Source organism: Wenzhouxiangella psychrophila (genome assembly GCF_042310375.1).
Lineage (GTDB): Bacteria > Pseudomonadota > Gammaproteobacteria > Xanthomonadales > Wenzhouxiangellaceae > Wenzhouxiangella.
In genome coordinates, this window is record NZ_JBHJMQ010000006.1 from 114,931 (window position 1) to 139,570 (window position 24,640).

Genomic DNA, 24,640 nt, shown 5'->3' on the forward strand with positions numbered 1-24,640 from the left:
GCACCGGCGCGTCTCCATTCATCCACCGCGAACTTCCGATCTCGGAGCAACAGTCATGTCGAGATTTCGACCCGATTCCGCCGCTCATCGCGGGCAGGTAGTCTCTTTCGATCATGAGTCCCGCCTGCTCGAGGGCAATCCTCTGGGTGATCCGGCACATCGTCGGCATCCGGTCTACCTGCCGGCCGGCTATGCCGACAGTGATCAACGATATCCAGTGCTCTGGTGCCTGGCTGCCTACACCAATGCCGGTCCCGGACAGGTGAACTGGCGTAACCACGGCGAAAATCTGCCCGAACGGCTGGATCGCCTGATCGAAGCCGGTGAGATGGCGCCGGTCATCGTCGTGTTTCCGGACTGCTACACGAGTCTCGGCGGTAACCAGTACGTCAATTCGCCGGCCATGGGCGCCTATGCGGATTATCTGACCCAGGAGCTCATCCCCGCCATCGACGGCGCCTTTCGGACCATTCCGGAGCCTGCTGCCCGAGCGGTCTTCGGCAAGTCCTCGGGGGGGTTCGGGGCGCTGCATCTGAGCCTGTCGCATCCGGGCCACTGGGCAGCGGCGGCCAGCCATGCCGGCGATGCCGGATTCGACCGCGCCTACCTGGGCGACTTTCCACAGGCGGCCAGCGTGCTGGCCCGACACGACGGCGATATCGAGCACTTCGTGCGAACCTTCTGGCGCGACAAGCGGCCGGGTGGGGCAGCTTTCCACACCATGATGACGCTGTGCCTGGCGGCGAGCTACTCGCCGGATCATTCCTGCCCGCTGGGCCTGCGTCTGCCATTTGACCTGCACACCTGTCAGCTCGACGAGTCCGTGTGGCAGCGTTGGCTGGATTTCGATCCAGCCCGGCGCGCGGCGACCGAATCGGGTCGGCTGGGCGACCTGGCGGGTCTGTGGATCGACGTGGGCAGTCGCGATCAGTATTTCATCCAGTACGGGACGCGACAGATGCATCAAACTCTGGTCGATCAAGGCGTCGAGCATCATTTCGAGGAGTTCGACGGCACCCATTCAGGCATCGACTGGCGCTACGATCATTCATTGCCGTGGTTGACGGCACGCTTGAAAGCGGCCTGAGCCGACGGCACATACTTGTCACACCCTCACTACGGGATCGCAGCATGCTGACCGTCACTCCTTCGGCCCGCGACTATTTCTCCGACCTCCTCGGCCAGCAGCCCGACGGTACCAACCTGCGTCTGCGGGTGACCAACCCGGGCACGCCCTCGGCCGACGTGGAGCTGACTTATTGCGGCCCTGGCGAGAACGCCGACAGTGACGAAGCCGTGGACTGCCAGGCGTTCCAGCTGTTCGTCGAGCAAACCTCGGCTGAAACCCTCGACGGGGCCATGATCGATTTCGAGACCACCCGTATGGGCGGCGAGCTGTGCATTCGTGCGCCCGGCCTGAAGGGCCAGGCGCCGTCCGACGACGCTCCGCTGGAAGAGCGGGTGGCCTGGGTGCTGGAAACGAAAGTCAATCCCATGGTTGCCTCCCACGGCGGCCAGGTCGGCCTGGTGGAAGTCACCGAGGACAAGGACGTGGTGCTGCAGTTCGGCGGCGGTTGCCATGGTTGCGGCATGGTCGACGTGACCCTCAAACAGGGCATCGAGACGACGCTGCGCCAAGCTGTGCCCGAGGTGCGACAGGTGGTTGATGCCACTGATCACGCCAGTGGCGAGAATCCCTACTATTAAAGGGGCGCTTTAAGTCCGGGGGTGCTGGGCCGGTTGGCACCACCGGGTGCTTCGGTGGCCTCGACACTTCAAAGGCTGTTTCGCCCGGCGTGCTTCGCGCGCTCTTGCCTTGGCTCCTTCAATGCCTCATCGGCAAACAGTTTGTTGCCCCCGGCCGCGGTGCGGGCTTCGACACTTCAAAGGCAGTTCCGCCCGCCTGCTTCGCAGGCTGATGGCGGGTACCTTTTTTCATGCGCGAAAAAAGGCACGAAAAACGCGCTTAAAAGATTGACGGATTCCTCTCACGAACCTTCTTGCGGCGCGGCTTCAGTATTTTGTCTGGGGTTTCGTTCTGACTCTCTGAGACGCAGGCGGGCTTTCGACGTCCGTTTTGACAGGCCTGCACGTAGCCTCACGACTTCGAAAGCGAGCGTTCGAGGTCGGTGCCCTGGATCCAGAGCCAGGGCGCATTCATCCGAAGTGACCTGCAATGGCCTAGCCGAAGCCGGGAGTGATCGAGGTCGGGCCATCAGAATGCAGATTACGCCCTGGGCACGCCGAAGACGCCCTGTGTCTAGACGGAGCTGAAGCGAAGACGGAGGCAAAATACTGAAGCCCGCACACCCGCTTGGTCCTGCGGCGTTTCCGCAATCTTTTCAGCGCGCTTTTGGTTACTTTTTTCGCGCGAGAAAAAAGTAACTCGCCGCAAGAGCCTGCGAAGCAGGCCGGGCGAAACAGCCTTTGACTTGTCGAGACTCGCACCGCTTACGGCGGCATCAGTCAGCCCAGCGGCAGCGGAGCTCATGAACCACTAACCATCACCCTGCGGAGCAGGCGAGCGAAAAGCGCCCAGGATGCACCCGGCAACAAAAAAGGCCGCCAGCGCGACGCCGGCGGCCTTTTCTCGATCGGGCCGGAGGCCGGCCGAAACCCGGTTGCTACTCGTCGACCTTCGGCGTCACCAGCCCTTCCTGGCTGGCGTACCAGGCCGCCAGGTCGGCGATGTCCTGGTCGCTGAGGCCGCTGGCAAAACCGTTCATCTGGGCGTTCTGGCGTTCGCCGGAACGATATTGCTTGAGTGCGTATTCCAGGTAGCCGGCGTGCTGTCCGGCGAGAACGGGCGTGTCGGGCGTGGCCGCCTGGTTGCCGTCCTTGCCATGGCAGGCCTGGCAGGACTGGGACTTCTCGAGTCCGCGACTGGCATTGCCGGCGGCCAGCGCGTCGCTGCCGGCGACCAGGAGCAGGGAAGCGGTCAGGGTCAGGAAGAACGGCTTCATGATTCGTCTCCTTCGTTCAGGCTGACGAAATAGGCGGCAATGTCGCGAATGTCTTCATCGCTCAGGGTATTGGCCTGTGCCTTCATCGTGGGGTGCTGACGGTCGCCCTCACGGTAGGCTTTCAATGCCGAAACCAGGTAGCCGTAGGTCTGGCCGCCGATCTTCGGAACGGGGTAGGTCGGGTAGATGTTCTTCTGGTACGGCACGCCGTGACAGCCGAAACAGGTGTAGGCAATTACGCGACCGTGCTCGGGGTCGCCCTCGTTCTGGTCCTGCGCCGTCGCACCGTGGCTCAGCATTACCGCAAACGCGACGACAAGAATTCGCTTTAGCATGAAATCTCGCCAGTGGGAAAATCGAAGGGCCTATTATACCCAGCCGGTTCCGGCGGAGGGAACAACCTGCGGCAATTGAATCCCACCGCCGGTTTCTGAGCGGCAACTGGCCTCGGGCGGCACTCGCGAGAAGGCCCTTGTCAGCGGATTTCGTCGATGACCAACTCGTAAGGCTTCTGCAGGTTGCCTCGATTCCACTTGACCCGAACGCTGTAGTCGCGGCCGGGCTCGAGCGTGATGTCGAAATTCACGTCCTCAGCCCAACGGCGCTTGCGCTGGCCGACCGCGGCTTCCGTGACCTGGGCGGGCACCCGGGCGGTCAGGATGTATTCACCCGGCTCGAGCGTGAGCATATCGCGCGGAATAATGCGCTCGCCATTGATCGCGGTCAGCTCGACTTCGTAAAGATATTGGACCGGATTGGGCGGGCCGCCCACCACGCGCGCTTTCGCAGGCGCCTGGTTGTCGGCCAATGCCAATTGGAAGAATGCGGCCAGCATGATGGCGGCCAGGGGAGCGACAATGCAACGTTTCATGTTCCACCTCCGTTTCGGGTGAAGGCCGGAGCGCGGCAGGGGATGGAAGGCGGATTGACTTTTCAGGCCGCCTGTCTGCCGGACGCCAACGCCCGAGCCTTCGTGTTTTTTTACCACCGGTGGGCGAGCCGGTCAAAACCCCGCGCCCGCGCAGGGCTTTCTTGTCCGGTTCCGCAGTACCGGTTTCAGCCCGATCACGTACAATAGGAGGCTTGGTCCAATCCACTGCCAGATAGTCAATGCGCTCACTCGATCCGCTCGATCTCTTTGATGTCGACGACCTGCTGACCGACGAGGAACGGATGATCCGTGACTCGGTCGCGCGTTTCGTCGATGAGAAGGCTCTGCCCCTGATTCCGAAATGCTTCGACGAAGCTCGTTTCCCCGACGAACTGATCCCGGATATTGCCGACCTCGGCCTGCTTGGCTCGAGCCTGGAGGGCTACGGCTGCGCCGGTCTGAACGGCGTCAGCTACGGCCTGATCTGCCAGGAGCTCGAGCGTGGTGATTCGGGGCTTCGCAGCTTCGTGTCCGTGCAATCCTCGCTGTGCATGTATCCCATCCATGCCTTCGGTTCCGAGGCTCAGAAAGAGCGCTGGCTGCCGGAAATGGCGGCGGGTCGCGTCATCGGCTGCTTTGGCCTGACCGAGCCGCAGGGCGGTTCCGATCCGTCCAACATGAAGACGCGGGCGAAGCGTGACGGCGACGACTGGATCCTCAACGGTTCCAAGATGTGGATCACCAACGGCGGTATTGCCGACATCGCCATCGTCTGGGCGCAGACCGAAGACGGTGTGCAGGGATTCATCGTCGAAAAGGACTTCGACGGCTATTCGACGCGCGATATTCACGCCAAGATGTCGCTGCGGGCCTCGATCACTTCCGAGCTCTACTTCGACAACGTGCGCGTGCCCGACGCCAACCGACTGCCCAACGTAAAGGGCTTGAAGGGCCCGCTTTCGTGCCTCAACCAGGCGCGTTACGGCATTACCTGGGGGCCGATCGGCGCGGCCACGGCCTGCCTGAAAGAGGCGCTCGACTATTGCGAGGAGCGAGAATTGTTCGGCCGCCCGGTATCGGCCACGCAGAGCGCCCAGCTCAAGCTCGCCGACATGGCGCGCCGCATCACCAGCGCCAAGCTGCTGTCATGGCGTCTGGGCCGGCTCAAGGACGAGGGCAGGCTGCATCCCAGCCAGGTCTCGCTGGCCAAGTGGAACAACGTGCGCATGGCGATCGACATCGCCCGCGAATGTCGCGACCTGCTCGGCGGCTCCGGCATCACGCTCGAGTACTCGGCCATCCGCCACGCGCTGAACCTCGAGTCGGTGATTACCTACGAAGGTACCGAGACCGTGCACCAGCTGATCATCGGCCGAGAGCTCACCGGCCACAATGCCTTTTGAATGAAAATTTTGTCCACAGATGAACACAGATACACACAGATAAAGAACAGCAAAACCCTGTATGAAACCGAGGTTGTCTTTCTGGAGCCGGCATTGAATGCATGATCTCTCCGCGCAACGAACGGCCCCGAGAAAGATGTTCAGTCAAATTTGTGTTTATCAGTGTTCATCTGTGGACCAATAAATAAAAGATCCTTTCTGCATGGCCAGCTCATCTTCTTCCCGGCAGATTAATAGAGCGGAAGTCGTCGACCAGAACTTCCTCGATCATCTCGCTGCGATCGAGGAAGGTCGCGTGGCGGTCTTTGACCGGCCCGGAGTGCCCAATTCCGACCTGCTCGAATTGTTCGATAGCCAGATGGTCTCGCGTCAGCTCGATTTGATGGCGCGTATCAAGCGGCTGGAGAACAAGGTTTTCTACACCATCGGCTCGTCGGGGCACGAGGGCAATTCGCTGGTTGGGCGGTTGACCCGTGCCACCGACCCCGCCTTCCTGCACTATCGCTCCGGTGGCTTCATGGCCGAGCGCTATCGCAAGCGTGAAGGGCTGAATTTTGTTCGCGATACCTGCCTGAGCTTTGCGGCCGCACGCGAGGACGTCGCCTCGGGCGGGCGGCACAAGGTCTGGGGTCATCGCGACCTCTGGGTGCTGCCACAGACGTCGACCATCGCCAGCCACCTGCCCAAGGCGGTCGGTACGGCCCTGGCGATCGCCCACGGCAGCGGTGGCCGGCACGAGTTGCCGGTGCCCTCGGACTCGATCGTCGTATGCAGCTTCGGGGATGCCAGCCTCAACCATGCCGCGGCCCAGACGGCGATCAACTCCTGCGCCTGGTCGCGACACCAGAGCCTGCCGGTACCCGTGCTGCTGGTCTGCGAGGACAACGACATCGGCATTTCCGTGCCCACCCCGACCAACTGGGTGGCCGACAGCATGCGCAATCGTCATGGCATCAGCTATCACTATGCCAATGGCCTGGACCTGATCGAGGGTCATGACGCGGTCAAGCGTGCCGTGGACGAGTGCCGCACGCGTCGCCGACCGGTTTTCCTGCATCTGAAGACCACGCGTCTAATGGGGCATGCCGGCACCGACTTCGAAATCGAGTACCGTCCCGGCGCCGAGCTCGAATCCGCAGAGGCACGCGATCCGCTCAAGATCTCGGCAGAAGTGCTGGTCGGACGCGGCGTGATGACGCCGTCCCAGATCCGGGAACGTTATCGAACGCTCGCCGAACGCTGCCTGGCCGAAGCCGACCGCGCCGACGGGGCGGGGCGTATCACCACCCGCGACGAGGTCATGAAGTCTCTGGCGCCGTTCAGCCCCGATGCGGTGGCCGAAGAAGCCGCTCGCATGCCGCAGAAAGAGGAGCGCACGCGGGTATTCGGCAACGAACGCCTGCTGCCGGAGAATCAGCCGGCCAAGCACCTGGCGGTGCAAATCAACCGCGCGCTGACCGACCTGATGGTCAAGTATCCCGAAGCGCTGGCCTTCGGCGAGGACGTGGCGCGCAAGGGCGGCGTCTACACCGTTACCAAGGGACTGGCCTGGCGTTTCGGGCCGCGCCGGGTCTTCAATACGCTCCTCGACGAAACCACCATCCTCGGCCTGGCGCAGGGCTACGGCGCCATGGGCTACCTGCCTATCCCCGAAATCCAGTACCTGGCCTATTTCCACAACGCCTGCGACCAGATTCGCGGCGAGGCCTGCTCGCTGCAGTATTTCTCCAACAACCGCTTCCGCAACCCGATGGTGATGCGAATCGCCAGCCTGGGTTACCAGAAGGGGTTCGGCGGGCATTTCCATAACGACAACTCGATCGCCGCCCTGCGTGATATTCCCGGGCTGGTCATCGGCTGCCCGTCACGCGGTGACGATGCCGCTCGAATGCTGCGCACATTGACGGCGCTGGCGAAGGTCGACGGCCGTGTGTCGGCATTTCTCGAACCGATCGCGCTGTACATGACCAAGGATCTGCACGCCAAGGACGACGGCGAGTGGTGCTTTCCCTATCCGGCGCCGGGTGAATACCTCGAACCCTACACGGCACGGGTTTACAACGAGGAAGCGAGCGATCTTCTGGTCATCACCTTCGGCAATGGCGTGCCCATGGCGCTGCGCACTGCGCGCTCGCTGGCCGAGCAGCGGAACGCGCGCGTTCGCGTGCTCGACCTTCGCTGGATCAAGCCCCTGGACGTCGAGGCCATCGCCCGCCATGCGTCCGAATGCGGCAGCGTAGTCGTTTTCGACGAGGGGCGGCCCGATGGCGGCATCGGGGAGGCGGTCGTCACGGCACTGGTCGAGGCCGGCGTGGCAGACCGTCCGATTAAGCGGCTCACCGGTGCCGATTGCTACATTCCGCTGGGCGATGCGGCCAACCTGATCCTCGCAACCGAGGAAGAGCTGCTGGCAGCCTGCCTGGACGTGGCCGCCCGGGTCACGAAGCAGGTCGATCGCTCTGGCTGATCGAGGGTTCAGGTTTCGGGGAAAGAAGGGGTTCGGCGTTCCGGGTTCGGGATCGCTCTCGGAGGCGGAGCACATAGCGTCGACAGGCCTTGCGCCGTGCAACCCAATCCCCAAGGACACCGAATCCCGAATTCCCAATCCTATCTACTCGGCCGCCGCACCCACGGATCCGCCTCGTCGAGCGGCTCCGGTCGTTCCCGGCCACAGCGCCAGATCATCGTCGCCGCGCCCCCCATCGAAGGGTTGAATATCTGCTCCATCGTCGGCATCGGCGTGCGCGTGCAGTACACCTGGCCGGAGGCCGTCACGATGCGACTGTTCATGCTTCCATCGTTGCTCCGCCAGCGGTCGAGCGAGGGTCGGACGCGACCGGTGTACTGGTTGAGCCAGCCCACCCCCGAGGGCAAGTCGGGAACCGAGTCGTACTGCAGCCCTTTATCTTCTCCAGTTCGTTCGGTTTCCCGGCCGAGCGCACGTGCAGCGGTCAGGATCCGGGCTTGAACCCGTTCGGTCGAGGCGCTCGGAGTGGCTGGGTCGGGCGCGGATGGTGTTTCCCGAGTGATGGATTGCTCCGCTGTGTCCTGTGGCTTTGCCCGGGCTTCGGGCTCATTCGGCTCGCCCGGTTGCTGCCCTTCCTTCGGCGGCGATCGCTCCGGTTTCGGGCGCTGATCCTTGCTTTCGGGTGAGGGTTCGGTTTTTGGGGGTAGAAGGTCGAGGACGATCATCGGGGCGCCTCGCCGCGGGATTTTGTTATTGGGTCCCGTCAGCGGCAGCAAGAGCAGCGCCGCGTGCAGCAGTAGCGAGAGGGACAGCATGGCAGCCGTCGGCCAGGCGTGATTTTCCCTCCTTTTCGAGTCCATGGTCGGCAGCGAGCAGTGACACAGCGATGCTAAACTAACGTCTTTACCGTTAAGAGGATGCAAGATGGGTTTCAAGCACGTCTCACTGCCCGAATCGGGCGAAAAGATTCGCGTCGAAGACGGCAAGCTGGTTGTCGCCGACGAGCCGGTTCTCGGCTACATCGAAGGTGACGGAATCGGTGTCGACATCACTCCGGCCTGCCTGAAGGTCTGGGACGCCGCGGTCGAGAAGGCCTACGGCGGCAAGCGCAAGGTGCACTGGGCAGAGCTCTATCTCGGCGAGAAGGCCGCGGGCATCTACGACGGTGACTATTTCCCCGACGAAACCCTGGACGCGATCAAGGAGCTCAACGTGGCCATCAAGGGCCCGCTGACCACGCCGGTGGGCGAGGGCTTCCGCTCCCTCAACGTTTCCCTGCGCCAGACGCTCGATCTCTACGCCTGCGTGCGCCCGGTCAAGTACTACCAGGGCGTGCCCTCGCCGATGAAAAATCCCGACGACTTCGACGTGGTGATCTTTCGCGAGAACACCGAGGACGTCTACTCCGGCATCGAGTTCGAGTCCGGCACGGCCGACAACGAGAAGCTGGCGAAATTCCTGCGCGAGGAAATGGGCGCGAAGTTCTTCGAGGGCGCCGGCCTGGGTGTGAAGCCGATTTCCGAGTTCGGCACCAAGCGCCTGGTGCGCAAGGCGATCGAGTACGCCATCGAGAACGACCGTGAGTCGGTCACCCTGGTGCACAAGGGCAACATCATGAAGTTCACCGAAGGCGCCTTCCGCAAGTGGGGCTACGAGCTGGCCGCCGAGGAGTTCGGCGACGTGACCATCACAGAGGACGAGCTGTGGGAAAAGCATGACGGCAAGCGCCCCGAGGGCAAGATCGTCATCAAGGATCGTATCGCCGACATCATGTTCCAGCTGCTGCAGCTGCGCCCGGCCGAATTCGACGTGCTGGCGACCATGAACCTCAATGGTGATTATCTCTCCGACGCGGCGGCCGCCTCGGTCGGCGGCATTGGCATCGCCCCGGGCGCCAATATGGCCGACCACGTGGCGGTGTTCGAGGCCACCCACGGCACCGCGCCGAAGTACGCCGGCCAGGACAAGGTCAACCCGTCCTCGCTGCTGTTCTCGGGCGTGATGATGTTCGACTACATCGGCTGGCCGGAAGTCGGTCGCCTGATCGAGAACGCCTTCGAGAAGGTGGTCGTCGGCGGCACGGTCACCTACGACTTCGCCCGTCAGCGTGACGACGCTACCGAGGTCAAGACCTCCGGCTTCGCCGACGCGCTGGTCGAGGCCATCCAGAAGGCCTGATCGGTCATGGCAACACGCGTTGCCGAAAATCTCGAGGTCGGCCTGGTCCAGGCCGACCTCGTCTGGCAGGATCCGGAAGCCAACCGCCGCCGCCTGGCGGCATTGATGGACACCCAGCCGGGCTGCGATCTCTACGTCATCCCCGAAACCTTCTCCACCGGTTTTCTCGGTGATGCCGGGCTGGAAGCCGAGACGATGGAAGGGCCCAGCGTGGCCTGGATGCGCGAGCAGGCCCGCGCGCGTGCCGCAGTCGTGGCCGGAAGCCTGGTTATCGACGACGGCAGCGGTCGACGATTCAACCGGATGGTGTTCATGCCGCCCGAGGGTGAGCTGACCAGTTACGACAAGTGCCATCGCTTCGAGTTTGGCGGTGAGAACGAGCGTTACACCGCTGGCGACCAGCAGGTGGTCGTCGAGTGGCGCGGCTGGCGTATCGATCTGCAGGTCTGCTTTGATCTGCGTTTTCCGGTCTGGTGCCGCAACGACCGAAACTTCGATATCCAGCTTTTCGTCGCCAACTGGCCGGCGCCGCGCGCCGACCACTGGCGCAGTCTGCTCAAGGCCCGCGCGATCGAGAACCAGGCCTACGTTATCGGTGTCAATCGCTGCGGCCGGGACGGCAATGACCTCGATTATGTCGGCGATACGGTTCTCCGACGCTTCGACGGCGCCCGGATGCTTGAGATCGGCAATGTCGAAAGTTGCGGGCGCGTTCGGCTGGATCGTGCCGCGCTCGACGATTTTCGCGAGCAGCTGCCATTTCTCGCCGATCGAGATCGATTCTCTCTGCACCCCTGAATATCGAATTTCCCAAAAAATTGACTTCAGGTAATTGCCCCTCGAGTTTCGAACCGTTATACTTTTTTAACGATTCCGTAACTTCATAGGGAGAACGTAGGGATGTTGACCCTCATTAGAAAGCGGCTGGACCTGGCCAGCCTGTTGATTTTATTCGCTTTGCTGGGGCTGGTGTGGTCGCCGGTCATGGCGCAGGACCAGGACGCCGAGTCGGAAGAGGACGTCGCCGAGGAGACGACGGACGAAGCCGATGACGAGGATGAAGCTGCCGATCTTGGTCGCGTTCAGGTAACCGGCTCGCTGATTCGTCGCGAGGAGTACAGCTCCACGTCGCCGGTCCAGGTGATCTCGGCCGAAACTCAGGCGCAGGTTGGTCAGGTCGATACGACCGAGTACCTACAGCGCTCGAGCGTGGCGGCGGGTGCGACCCAGCTCAACAACACCTTCAGTGGCTTCGTCATCGAGGGTGGAACGGGCGTGAACTCGTTGTCCCTGCGTGGCCTGGGCGCCCAGCGTACGCTGGTTGTCCTCAATAACCGTCGGCCCGGTCCGGCCGGAACGCGCGGTCAGGTCGGCGCCTTTGACCTCAACGTCATTCCGTCGGTGATCGTCCAGCGCGTCGAGATTCTCAAGGACGGCGCTTCCTCGATCTACGGTTCCGACGCCGTGGCCGGTGTGGTCAACGTCATTACCCGCAAGAATCTCGACGGCGGTGAAATTTCCCTCCAGGCCAACGTGCCGGAGGAATCGGGTGGTGCGGTCTACGACGCTTCCGGCGCCTACGGCTGGAACTTCCGCAACGGCAGTATCGTCGTCGCCGGTGAATATCACCTGCAGGAAGAACTCGAAATTGGTGATCGTGATTTCCTGAGCTGCCCCGAAGATCGTTTCTCGGACGCCGACGGCAATCGCATTGATCGCGAAGACCGCTCGATTATCGCGGGCACGGACTTGTCGGGTTGCAACAACCTTTACGCCAACACCGTTATCGACGCGATTTTCGGTACTCGCTTCATCCCGTCACCGGATGGCCGCGGCGGCAATTTCATTCCCGGCTATCGCCCGCGCGAAAACGCCGGCTACGACCAGGTCGACCAGGCATTCTACGAGGACGTCCTCAACTTTCCGTTCGTCGGTTCCGGTACGGCCATCAACCGCCAGGAACGCATGAGCCTGTACGGCGCCTCGGAGTTCGATCTCGATGTCGCCGGTGGGGTTACCTGGGACACGGAATGGCTGTACAACAATCGTGAAACCGAAGCGCGCGGCTGGCGCCAGTTCTTCCCGCTGATGGCCGGCGCCAATGCGGTTATCCCCGGCGCCTGCGGCATGGAAGGCCAGCCGCCCTGCTCGGCCTTCGGATTCGGCTACCCGGAGAACCCGAACTTCACCGTTCCGGTCGAATCCGGTATCGCGCAGCCCGTGATGCCCTATCCGTCGAATACGGGTGTCGACGTCGATTTCTACTACTTCGCCACCGGCCTGGAAGGCACCTTCGGCAACAGCCTGTGGACCTGGTCGATGGACGCTTCGTACTCCTACTCGGACGGCGACTACACCCGCAACTCCATCGTGGCCTCGCGCTCGGGTGATATCGACTTCGACCCGGACGGCCCGGATGTCGACTACTTCAGCCCGGGTATCCTCAGCGGCGAGAACATGCAGGCGCTGATTGATGCCGTCGGTGTGAACCAGACCGGCAATACCGTCTACGACCAGTTCGTGACCACCGGCATCATCACCGGCGACCTGTTCAACATGCCGGCCGGTCCGGTTGGCGTGGCCTTCGGTGCCGAATATCGCGATTTCAGCATCGACGATCAGCCGAGTCAGCTGGCCCAGAATGGCGATCTCTGGGGCGAATCCTCGGCACAGGTCACCAAGGGCGACGACTCGGTGGTCGAAGCGTTCGCCGAGATCGAGGTTCCGCTGCTTGCCGGCAAGCCGTTCTTCGAGTCGCTGACCGTCAATGCATCGGGCCGCGTGTTCGATTACGACTCCACCGGTTCGGACTCGGTCTGGAAAGCAGGTCTGAACTGGCAGATCAACCCGACGATTCGCCTGCGCAGCACCTACGGCACGTCCTATCGTTCGCCGGCACTGTACGAACTGTTCCTGGGCGACCAGACGGCATTCGTCGGCCAGCTGGCCATCGATCCGTGTATCGAATGGGGTGAAAGCACGAACGATTTCATCCGTGCCAACTGTGCGGCGGCCAATATTCCAGACGATTTCGCCGGCGGCGCCTCTTCGGCGACCGTGGTCTCCGGCGGCGGCCTGGGCCTTCTCGAGCCCGAGACCTCCGACGCGTTTACTGCCGGCCTGATCCTCACGCCGTCCTTCGCGGACTTCAGCGTCGCGGTCGACTACTTCGAGATCGAGGTCGAAGACCAGGTTGCTCGCCTCGGCGGCGGGGCCATCCTGGGTGGTTGCTACGGCTCGCCCAACTTCCCGAACGCCTTCTGCGATCTGTTCGACCGCAACGCGGGGGACAACCCGACGGCGCCGTTCGCCATCACCGAAGTTCGTGATTCCTTCCTGAACGTGGATCGTCAGAAGACGCGCGGTGTCGACGTCAACTTCCGCTACGACGGCCTGTTCTCCTTCGGTCGCCTGGTGGTCGAGAACCAGAGCACCTGGGTATTCGAGGATCTCGAGCAGCTGTTCGATCCGAGCCTGGCCCAGGGCTTTGACGACAACAACCGTAACGGCACCATCGGTCGTCCGAAGCTGGTCAGCAACCTGCGCCTGGCACTCAATCGCGACGACTGGACCTTCACCTGGTACACCGAGTACATCCGCCGTACGGATGAAAAGCGTGATCTGGATGAAGAAACGACGTACTTCGGTTTCGACCCGGCTTACCGAGACATCACGGCCGAGCGTGGCCTGATCAACAGCGTTTCGGTGCTCTACGAGCAGAACAAGTGGTCGGTGCTGGCTGGGGTTCGCAACCTGTTCAACGAGACGCCTCCTCTCGTATCGAGTGGTGTTGTAACCCGTCGCGGCAATATGCCGCTCAATGCGACCCAGTACGACATGCGTGGACGGACCGGATTCGTTCGGTTCAACTACTACTTCTAAGCAATCAGACGCTTCTGAAGACCTTGGGGCGGCGCGCGAGCGCCGCCCCTTTTTTGTGCCTGCTCCGCAGGGGGATGATGGGGGTCATCAACTTACCTGTCGCTGGGCCAGTTGGTGCCACCGGTCGCTTCGGTGGCCTCGACAAGTCAACTTCTGTTTCGCCCGGCGCGCATTGCGCGCTCTTGCGGCGAATTCCTTTTGCCTCGCGCGGCAAAAGGAATCAAAAGCGCGCTGAAAAGATTGCGGAAGCGCCGCAGGACCAAACTGGTGTGCGGGCTTCAGTATTTTGCTTACATCTTCGCTCCTGCTCGGTCGAATTGGGTGGCGTCTTCGGTAGAGTTTGGGCGTAGCCCGCACCTGAACGGTATGACTTCGATACGGCCAACTTCCAGTCGCCATGGGCAAAGCTGGAGATGTGACATCTGTGCCTCCAGTGTGGGCGCTTCAGCGCCGCTGTTGGCATTGATCGAGGTCGTGGCAGTCGGTCAGGCCACGCCAAGCATTGAATCGAAGCCTCAATGAATGCGGCCGGGCTAGAGCAAGGCCCCAGCCGTAATCCTGTGAAGCCACTCCCCCGGAATACTCTTGAGACGCATCCGCCATGTTTTAAGCGCGCTTTTGGTGACTTTTCTCGCGCAAGAGAAAAGTTACCCGCCATCAGCCTGCGAAGCAGGCGGGCGGAACAGCCTTTGACGTGTCGAAGCCCTCACCGCGGCCTCGGGGCAATGAGCTGCTGGCCGACAAGGCATTGAAGGAGCCACCGCAAGAGCTTGCGAAGCAAGCCGGGCGAAACCTCTTTTGAAGTGTCGAGGCTGCCAATGCGATCGGTGGCGTCCATCGTCCGATATGCCGCTAGCTAGAAGTGTGCCATCTAGAGCCTGCGGAGCAGGCATAAAAAACCCGCCGTATCCGAAGACACGGCGGGCCATCGTCAGCACTGACGCCGAAGGATCAGGCGCTGGGCGCCATCCCGCACTGGTTCTCTAGGAAGTCCTCGATCAGCCCCAACGTCTTCGTTTGGTGCCGCGGATACCACGGCATGCTGTGCGGCATGTCCGGGATCAGTTCGAAGCGGGCCGGTACGTGTTCCTTGACGGCATCGTAGAAGTTCTCGGCATGCCAGGCGGGTGTGCGGACGTCGCGGTCGCCGACGTAGAGCAGGATCGGGATATCGGCCTTGTCGGTGTTGCGCATGGGATCCATGCCGGTCACCGTCTGACCCTGAAGAATGCGCTGGAGGCGGTTATCGCTCCAGGTCACGCCCAGGCGGCCCAGGTCGCTGACGGGTGCGCCGGCAATGGCGCATTGGTATGGTCCGTTCTGCCGCACCGTAGCGGCCACGGCGGCAAATCCGCCATAGGAATAGCCGAATATGGCAATGCGATCTTCGTCGGCAATGCCTTCCTCGACCAGCCAGCGGGCACCATCGTCCTTGTCGTCCTGCATTTTCTCGCCCCACTCCTTGTCACCGGCCAGCCAGAGTTCTCGGCCCAGGCCCGCGGAGCCGCGGTACTGTGGCCGCAGCACGGCGTAGCCGCGTGAGGTGAGGAACGGCACCCATCCGGAGCCATCCCAGCCCATGGCGTCGCGGGCCCACGGGCCGCCGTGAGGGTGGATGATGGTCGCGAGCGGTTCGTCGCCCTTTTCCCAACCGGCCGGCAGGTCGAGTATGGCCGGAATCTCCATCCCGTCGCGGGCTTCGTAATTTACCCATTGCTGCTCGCCGATTTCCTCCGGATCGATCCAGGGGCGCTGGCTGCCGAGGGATTCGACCTGCTTGCGATTGCGCAGCAGGTGGTAGGTCGGTGAGTGGCGATTGCTGCTGGTCGTGAACAGAACAGTATCCAGGTCGTCGGTGTAGGCGTTTATTGAAACAGCCTGATCTGGAAACGCCTGTTCCAGTCCTTTCTGGATACTGCGCATGTCCGGATCGACGTAGACGGTCTGCATTTTCGGGCCGGAAATGCGGAATCCAAGGAGTTGGTTGAAGTTCGACGGCTGATTGCCGAATACCAACCCACCAATGGAATATTCCTCGTGCGCGACCAGGGGCTCGTCGTCGAAGTCCTTCTTAGCCGGATCGTACATCCAGGCCTGGACCTGGTCCGAGAACTGGTCGGTCAGGATGTATAACTTGCCGCTGTCCTCGTCGATTCCGGCAACGCTGACCGAATGACGGTCGCTCAGTTTCGTAGTCAGCTTGTCGTGAACGTCGAATTCGCCTTCGTCGTTGCGCAGCAGTACTCGCTGGAGGTACTCGCCGTCGACCGACTCCAGTTCGCTGCGGGCCAGCACTTCACCCGTTCGCGGGTGAAACAGGCTGGGTGTACTGCCGGCGCTCGATCGGACCAGCAATTCGGTGCTGCCGTCGCGCAGGTCGTAGAGATAGTAATTGCCCTGAAGCGTCAGGCCGTTGAGCTGCTGGATGATGACCTTGTGCGGGTCCAGCGGCAGGTTGCTGACCAGCGAGGCTTCGCCGCTGAGCTCCAGGCAGAGCTGGGTGTCCTTGCTGATGCCGATTCGGCGTACGTTCTTGGCGAAGGCCTCCTCGAAATCCTCGTGCTCGGCATCGGTCAGGTAGGCTTTGGTGACGAACGTCCTGGTGGCGCCGGAAAATTTGCCTTCACCGCAGCCGCTCAGCCGTCCGGTCCATTCCTGCCGGCCCAGGACCAGCAATCGGTCGGCCTTGAGGGCGCTGGCGGCGATGAACTTCATCTTGCCGCTGGGGGTAATCTGCGGCGGCTGGTCCATGTTCTCGAGATCCCAGGTGGCCAGCGCTGTTTCGCTGTTCTCCGAGCCGGGTACTGCAATGATGGCGACCAGCTGCTGGCCGTCAGCGCTCATCGAAACCGACTGAATATTGGGTACCTTGGCCAGAGCCTCGGCTGGAATCGGCTCGCTGTGAGCGGTTCCAGAAATCAGAACGGCACTGGACAATAGGGCCGCGGTAAATATCCTGGCGATCATGCTGTAGATCCTTTATTGCTGGGGTACGGGGATTGGTTGTATCCGATCAGTTTACTGAATCCGGCACGGCGGTGTTGTCAGCCTGCGTTTGCGTTAAACGAGCGAATGGTTCCCACGGCCAGTCCCTCGATTGCGAAATCGCGGCCCGGCTTGACATGGATACTGGTGTAGGCGGGGTTCTCGCTGTCCAGAAAGATGCCCCGGCCCTGTCGTCGCAGGCGCTTGACGGTGACTTCGTCGTCGATGCGCGCGACCACGATCTGTCCCGTGTGCGCCTCCGGCGTTCGGTGCACCAGCAGCAGGTCGCCGTCGTCGATACCGGCGCCGGTCATGCTGTCGCCGCGGACCTTGAGCACGTAGTCGGGTTGCGGCCGGAAAAGATGGGGATCGACCTGCAACTCGTCTTCCAGGTTTTCGATCGCCAGCAGCGGCGACCCCGCGGCGACCCGCCCGATGACCGGCAGTTTGCGCAGGGGCTGATCCGCGGTTTCCGGGGCAGGGAGGTTGCCGGTCGGAACGATACCCCGGGCCCGGCCCGGGCGCAGTTCGATGGCGCCGCGCTGGGCCAGCGCCCGGAGATGGCACTGTGCCGCATTGGGGGAGGCGAAGCCGAAGTGCGTCACGATCTCCGCGCGCGTCGGCGGCAGCCCGTCCGACAGCACACGCTGTTCGATGAACTCCAGAATCTGCTGCTGGCGCGGTGTGAGTTGCATGACCGAAACTGTATCAAAAAACAGTTCCGCCGGTCAGTCAGCGAATGATGATGTGGCTCGAGAAGTACCAGCGAGAGCGCGACCATGGGAAACGCGCGTAAGGCCACCACGGATCGCGGTAGTACCAGGGGTCATGGTAGTAGCGGGCCGGAACTTCCTCGCTCCAGAGGAACAGGGTGTCCGCCTCGACCCGCGGGTAGACATAACGGAAGTCTCCGATGTTGCCTTCCACAAAACCGGTCAGCGTTCCGACAACGGTGATGTCGCGTCCGCCCTCGAACACGGCCGGGTCTTCGAAGCCATCACGGCAGGCGAGGAAACGACCTTCGTCGGCATCACCGGAGCGGGGTCGGGCGCGCGCATCGAGAGTGCGGGCGAGAACCTCGATACAGGTTTCCGACTCGCCCGGGCGAGTATCGACGATACTGCCGCCCCAGCGGACCCGTTCACCAACGTTTCGGTCGCCGGACTGCTCGGGCGTCAGGTTCCCGAATTCACCGCCGAGCGGTTCAGGCGGAACCGTGGCGCAGCCCGCTGCGAGCAAGGCCGATACAACCAGGCCGGGTAGGGTAATCAAGGCTTTCATGATCGGGATCCTTAATGTGGGCAGCATCATCTGCTGCCAGCTTAGACGCTGGCCGTGCTCGGCGGTTCAACCCTGTCGGTGGGCAGCCTCCGGCTTTGGTCGATAAAGCGCTCGTGCAGCTTCTCGTCCTCATGATCACCGTAGCGGATCAGGCAGTAGCTTTCGGCGAGTTCGTGAAGTTTTTCACCCTCGGCGAGTTCCGGCGCGACTCGTTTCGCCCAGGCCAGCGGTGTCTCACCGATTGCCGGCCCGAGACCGCGGCGGCGCATCCGGTGTATGAAGCTGAGCCAGGCGCGCAGGACCGGATCGCGTGAACCCGCGGGACGCTTCAGCCAGGCCCAGGCCAGCAGGAGAATGGTCAGGCCGAGCAGGCCGACCATGAGCAGCGCCATCCCCGTGCTGGAGAGCCGCGGCAGCCCGAGGAAGCGCATCATGCTTTGTTGCTGGTCGGCATCGAACCCCAGTACCCAGGCGTTCCACAGGTGCTGCAGCCGGTCATAGCGGTATCGCAGGCTGCTTATCCAGTCCAGTCCGGTGGCGTCGCCGGTGGCGACGCGGGCACCGCTTTGAATGCGCGCCGGTGACACCGCAGCCGTTGGATCGACCCGGGTCCAGCCGCTCTCTGCGAGCCAGACTTCGACCCATGCATGTGCGTCGGATTGTCGAACCAGCAGGTATTGGCCGCCTTCCTGCCAGTACCCGCCCTGGTAGCCGGTGACGACGCGCGTCGGTATGCCGGCGGCACGCATCAGCACTGCGAATGCGGAAGCGTAGTACTCGCAATAGCCCCTGCGCAGATCGAATAGAAATTCGTCGGCGCCGTGGCGGCCGAGTGGTGCGGTTTCCAGGCTGTAATAGAAGGGTTCCTCGCGCAGCCAGTCGAGCACGTGATCGATGAGGGCCCGGTCGTCTTCGAATCGTTCGCGCAATTGTCGAGCCATCTCCAGGGTGCGCGGGTTGCGGTCTTCCGGCAGGCTCAACGCCAGGCGTCTCAAACTCTCCGGCAACTGCGGCATGTCGGTGAAGCCGGGATTGCTGCGCATACGGTATTCGGTCAGCGCGGTGACCGGATCGCGGCGAGTCACCTGGAAATCCAGCGAGATACGCGCTTCGTTCGGTGTTGTAACCGGATAGTCCAGGGCAAACAGCCAGCGACGTTCGTGCGGCTCGAGCTGGACGGTGTAGAGGAAATCGTCGGGTCCGGGAGGCACCTTGGTAGCGGGTGTACGCGAGGCCAGAAAGGCCCGCTCCCAGGTGTCACCATCGAAACGCCAGAGAACCGGTCCGCGCCAGTAGCGCCGCTCCGGCGGAGGCGGCGTCGCGTTGAACTCGGCCCGGAATGCGGCCGAGTCGTCGATGTAGAGATCGGCAATCGAGCCCGGCGACATGGTGTCCGACAGTCCCGTCTTGCCGTCCATCACCTCGTCGGGCAGCCCCCACAGCGGTTCGGCCAGGCGCGGAAAACTCACGAACAGGATCAAGGCGACCGGAAGGGCGGCCAGAAGCATGAGCGCCGCGTCCCGGATGATCCTGCGGTTTCCGGAACGGGGTATCGCCTCGCCCAGTTCCAGCAGCTGGATCCGCAGCAGGGCGCCGATCGCGATCAGTACGCCGCCGAACAGGTAGGCGATGTAGACCAGGCTTTCGTCGAACAGGAACTGCGTGGCGATCAGGAACAGCGAGACCGAGGCCACCATGCGCAAATCGCGCAGGCGATAGAGTTCCAGCATCTTGGCCGCCAGCATGAGGCATAAAAGGCCGGTTGCCGCGCGTCGACCCCAGAGACCGCCGAAGCCGACAGCGAGCAGCGCGATGGCGCCTACGGTGAGCAGCAGCCGCAGCCAGCCCGGCGGCGGCCGCCAGCCCTTTCCGGCTGCAAGCAATCGCCATCCGCACAGCAATACGACCACGGCGCCTAGCAGCGGAGGCATGGCCAGCAGGTGGGGTGCGGCCGCGACAAGAAAGGCGGCGATCGTCCAGGCGACCGGACCGAGTGGTAGCGGCGGGTCGGCTTGTTTCACAACTCCGCCAGTGCCCGCATACAGGCATGTTTATGGCTTTCGCTGCGATCGGGTCCGAAGCGCTCGTCGCCCAGGTCGAGCGCCCACGGTCGGTTCTCTTCCTCGGCGCGCAGGATCCAGGCAGTGACGATGCGAATGCGCTCTTCCCGGTCGCGACCGGGCGCGCGCTCCAGGCTGAGGACTACTTCGCGCGACTGTTCGCGCTGGAACTCGCGCGAAAGCAGAGTCTGGTGACGCTGGCTGGCCTTCCAGGCGATGCGGTGCAGCGGGTCGCCTTCGCGCCAGCGTCTCAGGCTGTGAAAGTCCTCACCTTCCTCGCGAGCTTGCTTGTGGTGGGCGCTTTGTGCGTTACCGCCCCCGGGCAGGGGTGGCGCGTGGGCGGCGGGCTGCGGCCAGACCAGGAAAGGCGTGCTCGGCTCGATCCAGGACCAGGCGCGGAAAAGCCCGAGCGGCTGCGTGGTCTCGACTCGCAGCCGTCCGGGCCGGTGCCAGCCGCGCCGACGGGCGTCGAGCTCGATCGTGATCTCGCGGGTTTCACTGGAAGGAACGGCGAAAACAGTATCGGAGCCGGGCCCCTTGAGACGCAGGCCGTGCCGGTCGCGCTCACCGTGATTGACGGCCGCCAGACGCCAGGTGACGGGGTCGCCGGCGTGCACGGGCCGGGCGCTACCGTGGCGCAGATGCAGTCCATCGAGATTGCGGAATGCCAGCAGCATGGAGTTGACCGCCGTCGCGGCGATGACGAAGGTCGTGAACAGGCCGAGGTTGTTGTTGAAGTTGAGGCTGCCGATGAGCATCGCGCCCATGAGCAAGCCCAGCATCCAGCCGAAACGCGTGGGAAGAATGAAAATCCGCCGGTAGGCCAGGGTCAGCGGCAGGTCGAGGCGGGTGCGCCTCTTCAGCCAGCGGTCGAGCAGTTTCGGGCGGCGGGATTCGGCCGGTGATCCGGTGGCGGTCGCCATCAGGGAACGGGAGTGGACTCCAGGATTTCCGCCGCAACGGCGTCGCCGTCCGTGTGCGAGTCGGCGGTTGGCTGAAGGCGGTGACCTGCCAGGGCCGGAAACACGGTGCGCACGTTGTCGGGCAGGCAGAAATCCTGCTGCATGACCAGCGCGTGCGCGCGTGCGCACTGAGTCAGCGCCAGAGCGGCGCGCGGCGACAGGCCGGCCCTGACCCCCGGATGCGAGCGCGTGGCCGCCACCAGCGACTGGATGTAGTCCAGGACCGGCTCGGAGGTGTGCAGCCTGGCGGCCATGTCCATCAATTCGAGCACCTGTGCCGGGTCGAGTACGGGCTTCATCCCCTGCAGGAGTTCGCGGCGATCCGGTTCGGTCAGAAGCCGCCGTTCCTCGGCGGCCGAGGGATAACCGATGCGGGTCCGCAGGAGAAAACGATCGAGCTGCGAGTCGGGCAATGGATAGGTGCCGGTCAGGTCGAGCGGATTCTGCGTGGCGATCACGTAGAACGGCTGCGGCAGGCGGTGCGTGTGTCCGTCCACGGTGACCTGGCCTTCCGCCATGGCTTCGAGCAGGGCGGACTGCGTTCGGGGCGTGGCGCGGTTGATCTCGTCGGCGAGCACGACATTGGCGAATACGGGCCCGGGGCGGAACTCGAATTGTTCGTCTTCCCGGCGGAAGATCGACACGCCCAGGATGTCCGCCGGCAGCATGTCACTGGTGAACTGGATGCGTTGCCAGCTGCCGCCCACGGCCAACGACAGGGCATGGGCGAGCGTCGTCTTGCCCACACCCGGCAGATCCTCGATCAGGAGGTGGCCGCCGGCCAGCAGAGCGGCAAAAGCGAGATCGACGACCGTTTCCTTGTCGACGATGATGTCGTTGACCGTCGACCGGGCGCGTGCCAGGTCGTCGGCCAGTGAGACCCCCGAGCGGGCGGGAGACCGGCTATTCATCCAGCAGCGCGTTGACCTTGGCTGCGCAGATGAAATCGTTCTCGCTCAGCCCGTCGATGGCATGGGTGGTGAAATGGATCAGGCAGAAGTTGTAGCCCGCCTCGAAGTCGGGATGGTGCCCTTCCTGATTGGCGATCCAGGCCATGGCGTTGACAAAGGCCATGGTCTTGTAAAAGCCCTTGAACTCGAAGCGACGGTAGATCTTCTTGCCGTCGTCGTCGACCTGCCAGCCCGGAATCTGGGCCAGCAATTCCTCAACGCGATCGCCACCGAGCGGATCGGTGCCGCCTTCGCAGGGGGCGCACTTCTTGTCGGTCAGGGTATCGGACATGATCAGGCTGCTTCCTTGTTCTTGGGTGGATAAGTGGGCTCGAACTCGCCCAGTGCGCGGGCCTTGCGGATCAGGGCGAGCAGGTCGGCATTGGCCAGCTCGAACAGGTCGTCCATTTGATCCAGCACGTAGTAGACCGTCTGGTAGATGTCGATGCGGTACGGCGTGCGCAGCGCGTCGATCGGGTCGAACGGCCGGCGAATCGGCTCGTCGCTTTCGAGCGAGTAGATCGTCTCGCCAGGGGAGGAAGCGATGCCGCCGCCGTAGATGCTCAACTGGCTGCCGTTCTGGATCAGGCCGAACTCGACGGTGAACCAGTACAGTCGCGCCAGGAAGACGCGTTCTTTCTTGGTCGCCTTCACGCCGGCCAGGCCGTAGGCGTGCGTGAAGTCGGCGAAGGCCTGGTGGGTGAGCATGGTGGTGTGGCCGAAGATCTCGTGGAAGATATCCGGTTCCTGCAGATAGTCCATCGATTCGCGCGTGCGAATGAACGAGGCGGCCGGGAATCTCTTTTCCGACAGCAGCTTGAAGAACTTGTCGAAGTTGATCAGGGCCGGCACCGGCGCCACTTCCCAGCCGGTACGCTCGCGCAGCACTTCGGAGACTTCCGTGGGCTGGGGAATGCGATCGGTCGGCAGGTCCAGGATCTCGAGGCCGTCGAGGAATTCCTGGCACACGCGACCCTGAATGACCTCGATCTGGCGTGCATACAGGTCGCGCCAGACGCTATGCTCTTCGTCGGTGTACGGGATGATGCCGTGTTCATCCGGCACCTTGGCTTCGTACTTGGTTGACTTGCCCATGAGCACCTCCTTGAGTTTTATCCATCCATGTTATCACCCGAGCGGCACACTGCCATGAATTCGGGGGCTGATCAGTGGCCCGGCGAGAGCTGGTACCAGTCCGAAGCCGGCGCGCGAAACTGGGCCGCTCTCGAAGGCGCGCAACGCTGCCGGGTGGCGGTCGTGGGCGGTGGCCTGGCCGGCATCGCCACGGCGGTCGGCCTGGTCGAGCGCGGCATGCCGGATGTCGTCGTGCTCGAAGCCGGGGAGCCGGGCGCCGGTGCCTCGGGGCGCAACGGCGGCTTCGTGTTCGCCGGCTATTCGCTCGGCAATGACGATCTCATCGACCAGGTCGGCGAGGACGTCGCGGCGCGTTTGCACGGCCACACGCGCGCGTCTGTCGCGCTGATCCGCCGACGCATCGAGCAATACCGTATCGATTGCCAGGTCAATGATGCCGGCGTCGTGCTGGCGGACTGGTTCGACGAGCCGGAGACCCTGCAGGCAACGGCTGAAAGGATGCGTGCACGGCTCGGCTTCGAACTGGAATGGATTCCGGCTGCGGAAATGGGGGGTTGGGTCGCCTCGTCGCGCTACGGTGGTGGTTTGTTCGAGCCCGGTAGTTTTCATTTTCATCCGCTGCGGCACATTCGCGGCCTCTCGGCGGTGATCGAGTCAGGGGGTGGGCGTGTTTTCGGAAACTCGGGCGTGCGCTCGATACGCCGCAATGGTTCCGGCTGGCGTCTTGAGACCGAACAGGGGCGACTGGATGCCGAACAGGTCTTACTGGCGACCGGCGGCTACGATCGCCGGCTCGTGCCGTCGGTTCAGCGTGCGCTCCAGCCGGTGGCCACCTATATCGCCGTGACGGAGCCCCTGGGAGAAAGGCTTCGGGATTATCTGCCGCGGCCGGTGGCGGTCTACGACACGCGTTTTGCCTTCGACTACTATCGGCCGCTGCCCGATACCCGACTGCTCTGGGGTGGGCGCATTTCCATGGCCGGCCGCTCCCCCGCCGCCATTCGCCGCCTGATGCGGCGTGACCTCGCCCGCGTCTTTCCGGGCCTCTCCGATGTCCGGCTCGATTACGCCTGGGGCGGCTGGATGAGCTACGCGCGGCATGAGATGCCGCTGCTGGGGCGCACCGGTGACGGGGTGTGGCACGCGCTGGCTTTCGGCGGGCATGGCATGGCCACGACCACCCTGGCGGGGGAAGTGCTGGCCGAGGCGCTTTGCGGAGACGGTCAGCGCCTGGCCGAGTTCGAACGCTGGCGGCCCGTCTGGGCCGGCGGTCTGCTGGGTCGCGCCGTGGGGCAGGGCATCTACTGGCGGGCCCAGTTGCGCGACTTCTGGCGGGATCGCAGGCGGCACTTGTAGGAAATTTCCTACAACGCCACGGGTGGATTTCCTACCTGAATTCGGGTTGATTTGCTTCTATGCTAATCGGGCGCGGCTTGGCACACTATGTCGTAACAGCTTTGGCAGGTCAGCCCGTTTGCTGGTACGGGCGCACCCAGAGGTCCCTTTAGGGACCTGCTGGGGGGTTAAGGCGGCGCATCCCCTG

At 63.2% G+C, this 24,640-nt stretch carries 20 protein-coding genes; 8 read left to right on the plus strand and 12 right to left on the minus strand.

From position 1 onward, the window contains the following. The first annotated feature begins 55 nt into the window (after positions 1–55). Together ACDC66_RS09605 and ACDC66_RS09610 are read left to right on the plus strand one after the other, a co-directional pair. Positions 56–1,087 carry an alpha/beta hydrolase gene (locus ACDC66_RS09605; protein ID WP_376696490.1) on the plus strand — a complete coding sequence of 344 codons (1,032 nt, stop codon included), beginning with the start codon at positions 56–58 and terminating at the stop codon, positions 1,085–1,087. Positions 1,088–1,131: 44 nt separating this feature from the next. Beyond that, positions 1,132–1,707: a NifU family protein gene (locus ACDC66_RS09610; RefSeq protein WP_376696491.1), complete on the plus strand. Its 576-nt coding sequence runs from the start codon at positions 1,132–1,134 to the stop codon at positions 1,705–1,707. 917 nt (positions 1,708–2,624) lie between these two features. Here ACDC66_RS09610 and ACDC66_RS09615 read toward each other — a convergent pair. From ACDC66_RS09615 to ACDC66_RS09625, 3 genes are all read right to left on the minus strand, one after another. Continuing rightward, positions 2,625–2,963, minus strand: coding sequence for a c-type cytochrome (locus ACDC66_RS09615; RefSeq protein WP_376696492.1), 339 nt, complete (start codon positions 2,961–2,963; stop codon positions 2,625–2,627). Further along, entirely contained in the window at positions 2,960–3,298 is a 339-nt protein-coding gene (locus tag ACDC66_RS09620; protein ID WP_376696493.1) for a c-type cytochrome, read from the minus strand. The genes ACDC66_RS09615 and ACDC66_RS09620 overlap by 4 nt, the downstream gene beginning before the upstream one ends. Positions 3,299–3,438: 140 nt before the next feature. Continuing rightward, complete coding sequence (locus tag ACDC66_RS09625) at positions 3,439–3,834, minus strand: hypothetical protein (protein ID WP_376696494.1); 396 nt, start codon at positions 3,832–3,834, stop codon at positions 3,439–3,441. Between the two features lie 239 nt (positions 3,835–4,073). On the opposite strand from ACDC66_RS09625, the gene ACDC66_RS09630 reads away from it, so the two are divergent. After that, on the plus strand, positions 4,074–5,237 hold the full coding sequence (locus ACDC66_RS09630; protein WP_376696495.1) for an acyl-CoA dehydrogenase family protein: 1,164 nt from the start codon (positions 4,074–4,076) through the stop codon (positions 5,235–5,237). 202 nt (positions 5,238–5,439) lie between these two features. Further along, positions 5,440–7,704: a transketolase C-terminal domain-containing protein gene (locus ACDC66_RS09635; protein ID WP_376696496.1), complete on the plus strand. Its 2,265-nt coding sequence runs from the start codon at positions 5,440–5,442 to the stop codon at positions 7,702–7,704. 140 nt (positions 7,705–7,844) lie between these two features. On the opposite strand, the gene ACDC66_RS09640 is transcribed toward ACDC66_RS09635, so the two are convergent. Continuing rightward, positions 7,845–8,564 (minus strand): hypothetical protein, encoded by a 720-nt coding sequence (locus ACDC66_RS09640; protein WP_376696497.1) that lies wholly within the window; start codon positions 8,562–8,564, stop codon positions 7,845–7,847. A gap of 64 nt (positions 8,565–8,628) precedes the next feature. Between ACDC66_RS09640 and icd the strand changes: the two genes are divergently transcribed. The 3 genes from icd to ACDC66_RS09655 all read left to right on the plus strand — a co-directional run bounded on the left by icd (position 8,629) and on the right by ACDC66_RS09655 (position 13,764). Beyond that, complete coding sequence (gene icd, locus ACDC66_RS09645; protein WP_376696498.1) at positions 8,629–9,882, plus strand: isocitrate dehydrogenase (NADP(+)); 1,254 nt, start codon at positions 8,629–8,631, stop codon at positions 9,880–9,882. Between the two features lie 6 nt (positions 9,883–9,888). Next, on the plus strand, positions 9,889–10,680 hold the full coding sequence (locus ACDC66_RS09650) for a nitrilase-related carbon-nitrogen hydrolase (protein ID WP_376696499.1): 792 nt from the start codon (positions 9,889–9,891) through the stop codon (positions 10,678–10,680). 102 nt (positions 10,681–10,782) lie between these two features. Beyond that, positions 10,783–13,764, plus strand: coding sequence for a TonB-dependent receptor domain-containing protein (locus ACDC66_RS09655; RefSeq protein ID WP_376696500.1), 2,982 nt, complete (start codon positions 10,783–10,785; stop codon positions 13,762–13,764). Between the two features lie 951 nt (positions 13,765–14,715). Here the strand turns inward: ACDC66_RS09655 and ACDC66_RS09660 are convergent. From ACDC66_RS09660 to phhA, 8 genes are all read right to left on the minus strand, one after another. Further along, entirely contained in the window at positions 14,716–16,731 is a 2,016-nt protein-coding gene (locus ACDC66_RS09660; protein WP_376696501.1) for an alpha/beta hydrolase family protein, read from the minus strand. A gap of 77 nt (positions 16,732–16,808) precedes the next feature. Beyond that, positions 16,809–17,444, minus strand: coding sequence for a transcriptional repressor LexA (gene lexA, locus ACDC66_RS09665; protein ID WP_376696502.1), 636 nt, complete (start codon positions 17,442–17,444; stop codon positions 16,809–16,811). Between the two features lie 37 nt (positions 17,445–17,481). After that, a complete protein-coding gene (locus ACDC66_RS09670; protein ID WP_376696503.1) occupies positions 17,482–18,030 on the minus strand; it encodes a Slp family lipoprotein in 549 nt (182 codons plus the stop codon). A 41-nt stretch (positions 18,031–18,071) separates the two neighbouring features. Further along, on the minus strand, positions 18,072–20,051 hold the full coding sequence (locus tag ACDC66_RS09675; RefSeq protein WP_376696504.1) for a transglutaminase TgpA family protein: 1,980 nt from the start codon (positions 20,049–20,051) through the stop codon (positions 18,072–18,074). After that, positions 20,048–21,013 (minus strand): DUF58 domain-containing protein, encoded by a 966-nt coding sequence (locus ACDC66_RS09680; RefSeq protein ID WP_376696505.1) that lies wholly within the window; start codon positions 21,011–21,013, stop codon positions 20,048–20,050. The genes ACDC66_RS09675 and ACDC66_RS09680 overlap by 4 nt, the downstream gene beginning before the upstream one ends. Continuing rightward, positions 21,013–21,963 carry an AAA family ATPase gene (locus tag ACDC66_RS09685; RefSeq protein WP_376696506.1) on the minus strand — a complete coding sequence of 317 codons (951 nt, stop codon included), beginning with the start codon at positions 21,961–21,963 and terminating at the stop codon, positions 21,013–21,015. The genes ACDC66_RS09680 and ACDC66_RS09685 overlap by 1 nt, the downstream gene beginning before the upstream one ends. Next, positions 21,956–22,294 carry a 4a-hydroxytetrahydrobiopterin dehydratase gene (locus ACDC66_RS09690; protein ID WP_376696507.1) on the minus strand — a complete coding sequence of 113 codons (339 nt, stop codon included), beginning with the start codon at positions 22,292–22,294 and terminating at the stop codon, positions 21,956–21,958. The genes ACDC66_RS09685 and ACDC66_RS09690 overlap by 8 nt, the downstream gene beginning before the upstream one ends. A gap of 2 nt (positions 22,295–22,296) precedes the next feature. Further along, a complete protein-coding gene (phhA, locus tag ACDC66_RS09695) occupies positions 22,297–23,097 on the minus strand; it encodes a phenylalanine 4-monooxygenase (RefSeq protein ID WP_376696508.1) in 801 nt (266 codons plus the stop codon). A 54-nt stretch (positions 23,098–23,151) separates the two neighbouring features. Here phhA and ACDC66_RS09700 point away from each other — a divergent pair, with 54 nt between their 5' ends. Continuing rightward, positions 23,152–24,453, plus strand: coding sequence for an NAD(P)/FAD-dependent oxidoreductase (locus ACDC66_RS09700; protein ID WP_376696509.1), 1,302 nt, complete (start codon positions 23,152–23,154; stop codon positions 24,451–24,453). Positions 24,454–24,640: the final 187 nt, after the last annotated feature.

Bases quoted from the DNA above. Each gene is read 5' to 3' on its own strand.
- ACDC66_RS09605 (WP_376696490.1), top strand. From the start codon at position 56: ATGTCGAGATTTCGACCCGATTCCGCCGCTCATCGCGGGCAGGTAGTC.
- ACDC66_RS09610 (WP_376696491.1), top strand. From the start codon at position 1,132: ATGCTGACCGTCACTCCTTCGGCCCGCGACTATTTCTCCGACCTCCTC.
- ACDC66_RS09615 (WP_376696492.1), bottom strand. From the start codon at position 2,963: ATGAAGCCGTTCTTCCTGACCCTGACCGCTTCCCTGCTCCTGGTCGCC.
- ACDC66_RS09620 (WP_376696493.1), bottom strand. From the start codon at position 3,298: ATGCTAAAGCGAATTCTTGTCGTCGCGTTTGCGGTAATGCTGAGCCAC.
- ACDC66_RS09625 (WP_376696494.1), bottom strand. From the start codon at position 3,834: ATGAAACGTTGCATTGTCGCTCCCCTGGCCGCCATCATGCTGGCCGCA.
- ACDC66_RS09630 (WP_376696495.1), top strand. From the start codon at position 4,074: ATGCGCTCACTCGATCCGCTCGATCTCTTTGATGTCGACGACCTGCTG.
- ACDC66_RS09635 (WP_376696496.1), top strand. From the start codon at position 5,440: ATGGCCAGCTCATCTTCTTCCCGGCAGATTAATAGAGCGGAAGTCGTC.
- ACDC66_RS09640 (WP_376696497.1), bottom strand. From the start codon at position 8,564: ATGGACTCGAAAAGGAGGGAAAATCACGCCTGGCCGACGGCTGCCATG.
- icd (WP_376696498.1), top strand. From the start codon at position 8,629: ATGGGTTTCAAGCACGTCTCACTGCCCGAATCGGGCGAAAAGATTCGC.
- ACDC66_RS09650 (WP_376696499.1), top strand. From the start codon at position 9,889: ATGGCAACACGCGTTGCCGAAAATCTCGAGGTCGGCCTGGTCCAGGCC.
- ACDC66_RS09655 (WP_376696500.1), top strand. From the start codon at position 10,783: ATGTTGACCCTCATTAGAAAGCGGCTGGACCTGGCCAGCCTGTTGATT.
- ACDC66_RS09660 (WP_376696501.1), bottom strand. From the start codon at position 16,731: ATGATCGCCAGGATATTTACCGCGGCCCTATTGTCCAGTGCCGTTCTG.
- lexA (WP_376696502.1), bottom strand. From the start codon at position 17,444: ATGCAACTCACACCGCGCCAGCAGCAGATTCTGGAGTTCATCGAACAG.
- ACDC66_RS09670 (WP_376696503.1), bottom strand. From the start codon at position 18,030: ATGAAAGCCTTGATTACCCTACCCGGCCTGGTTGTATCGGCCTTGCTC.
- ACDC66_RS09680 (WP_376696505.1), bottom strand. From the start codon at position 21,013: ATGGCGACCGCCACCGGATCACCGGCCGAATCCCGCCGCCCGAAACTG.
- ACDC66_RS09685 (WP_376696506.1), bottom strand. From the start codon at position 21,963: ATGAATAGCCGGTCTCCCGCCCGCTCGGGGGTCTCACTGGCCGACGAC.
- ACDC66_RS09690 (WP_376696507.1), bottom strand. From the start codon at position 22,294: ATGTCCGATACCCTGACCGACAAGAAGTGCGCCCCCTGCGAAGGCGGC.
- phhA (WP_376696508.1), bottom strand. From the start codon at position 23,097: ATGGGCAAGTCAACCAAGTACGAAGCCAAGGTGCCGGATGAACACGGC.
- ACDC66_RS09700 (WP_376696509.1), top strand. From the start codon at position 23,152: ATGAATTCGGGGGCTGATCAGTGGCCCGGCGAGAGCTGGTACCAGTCC.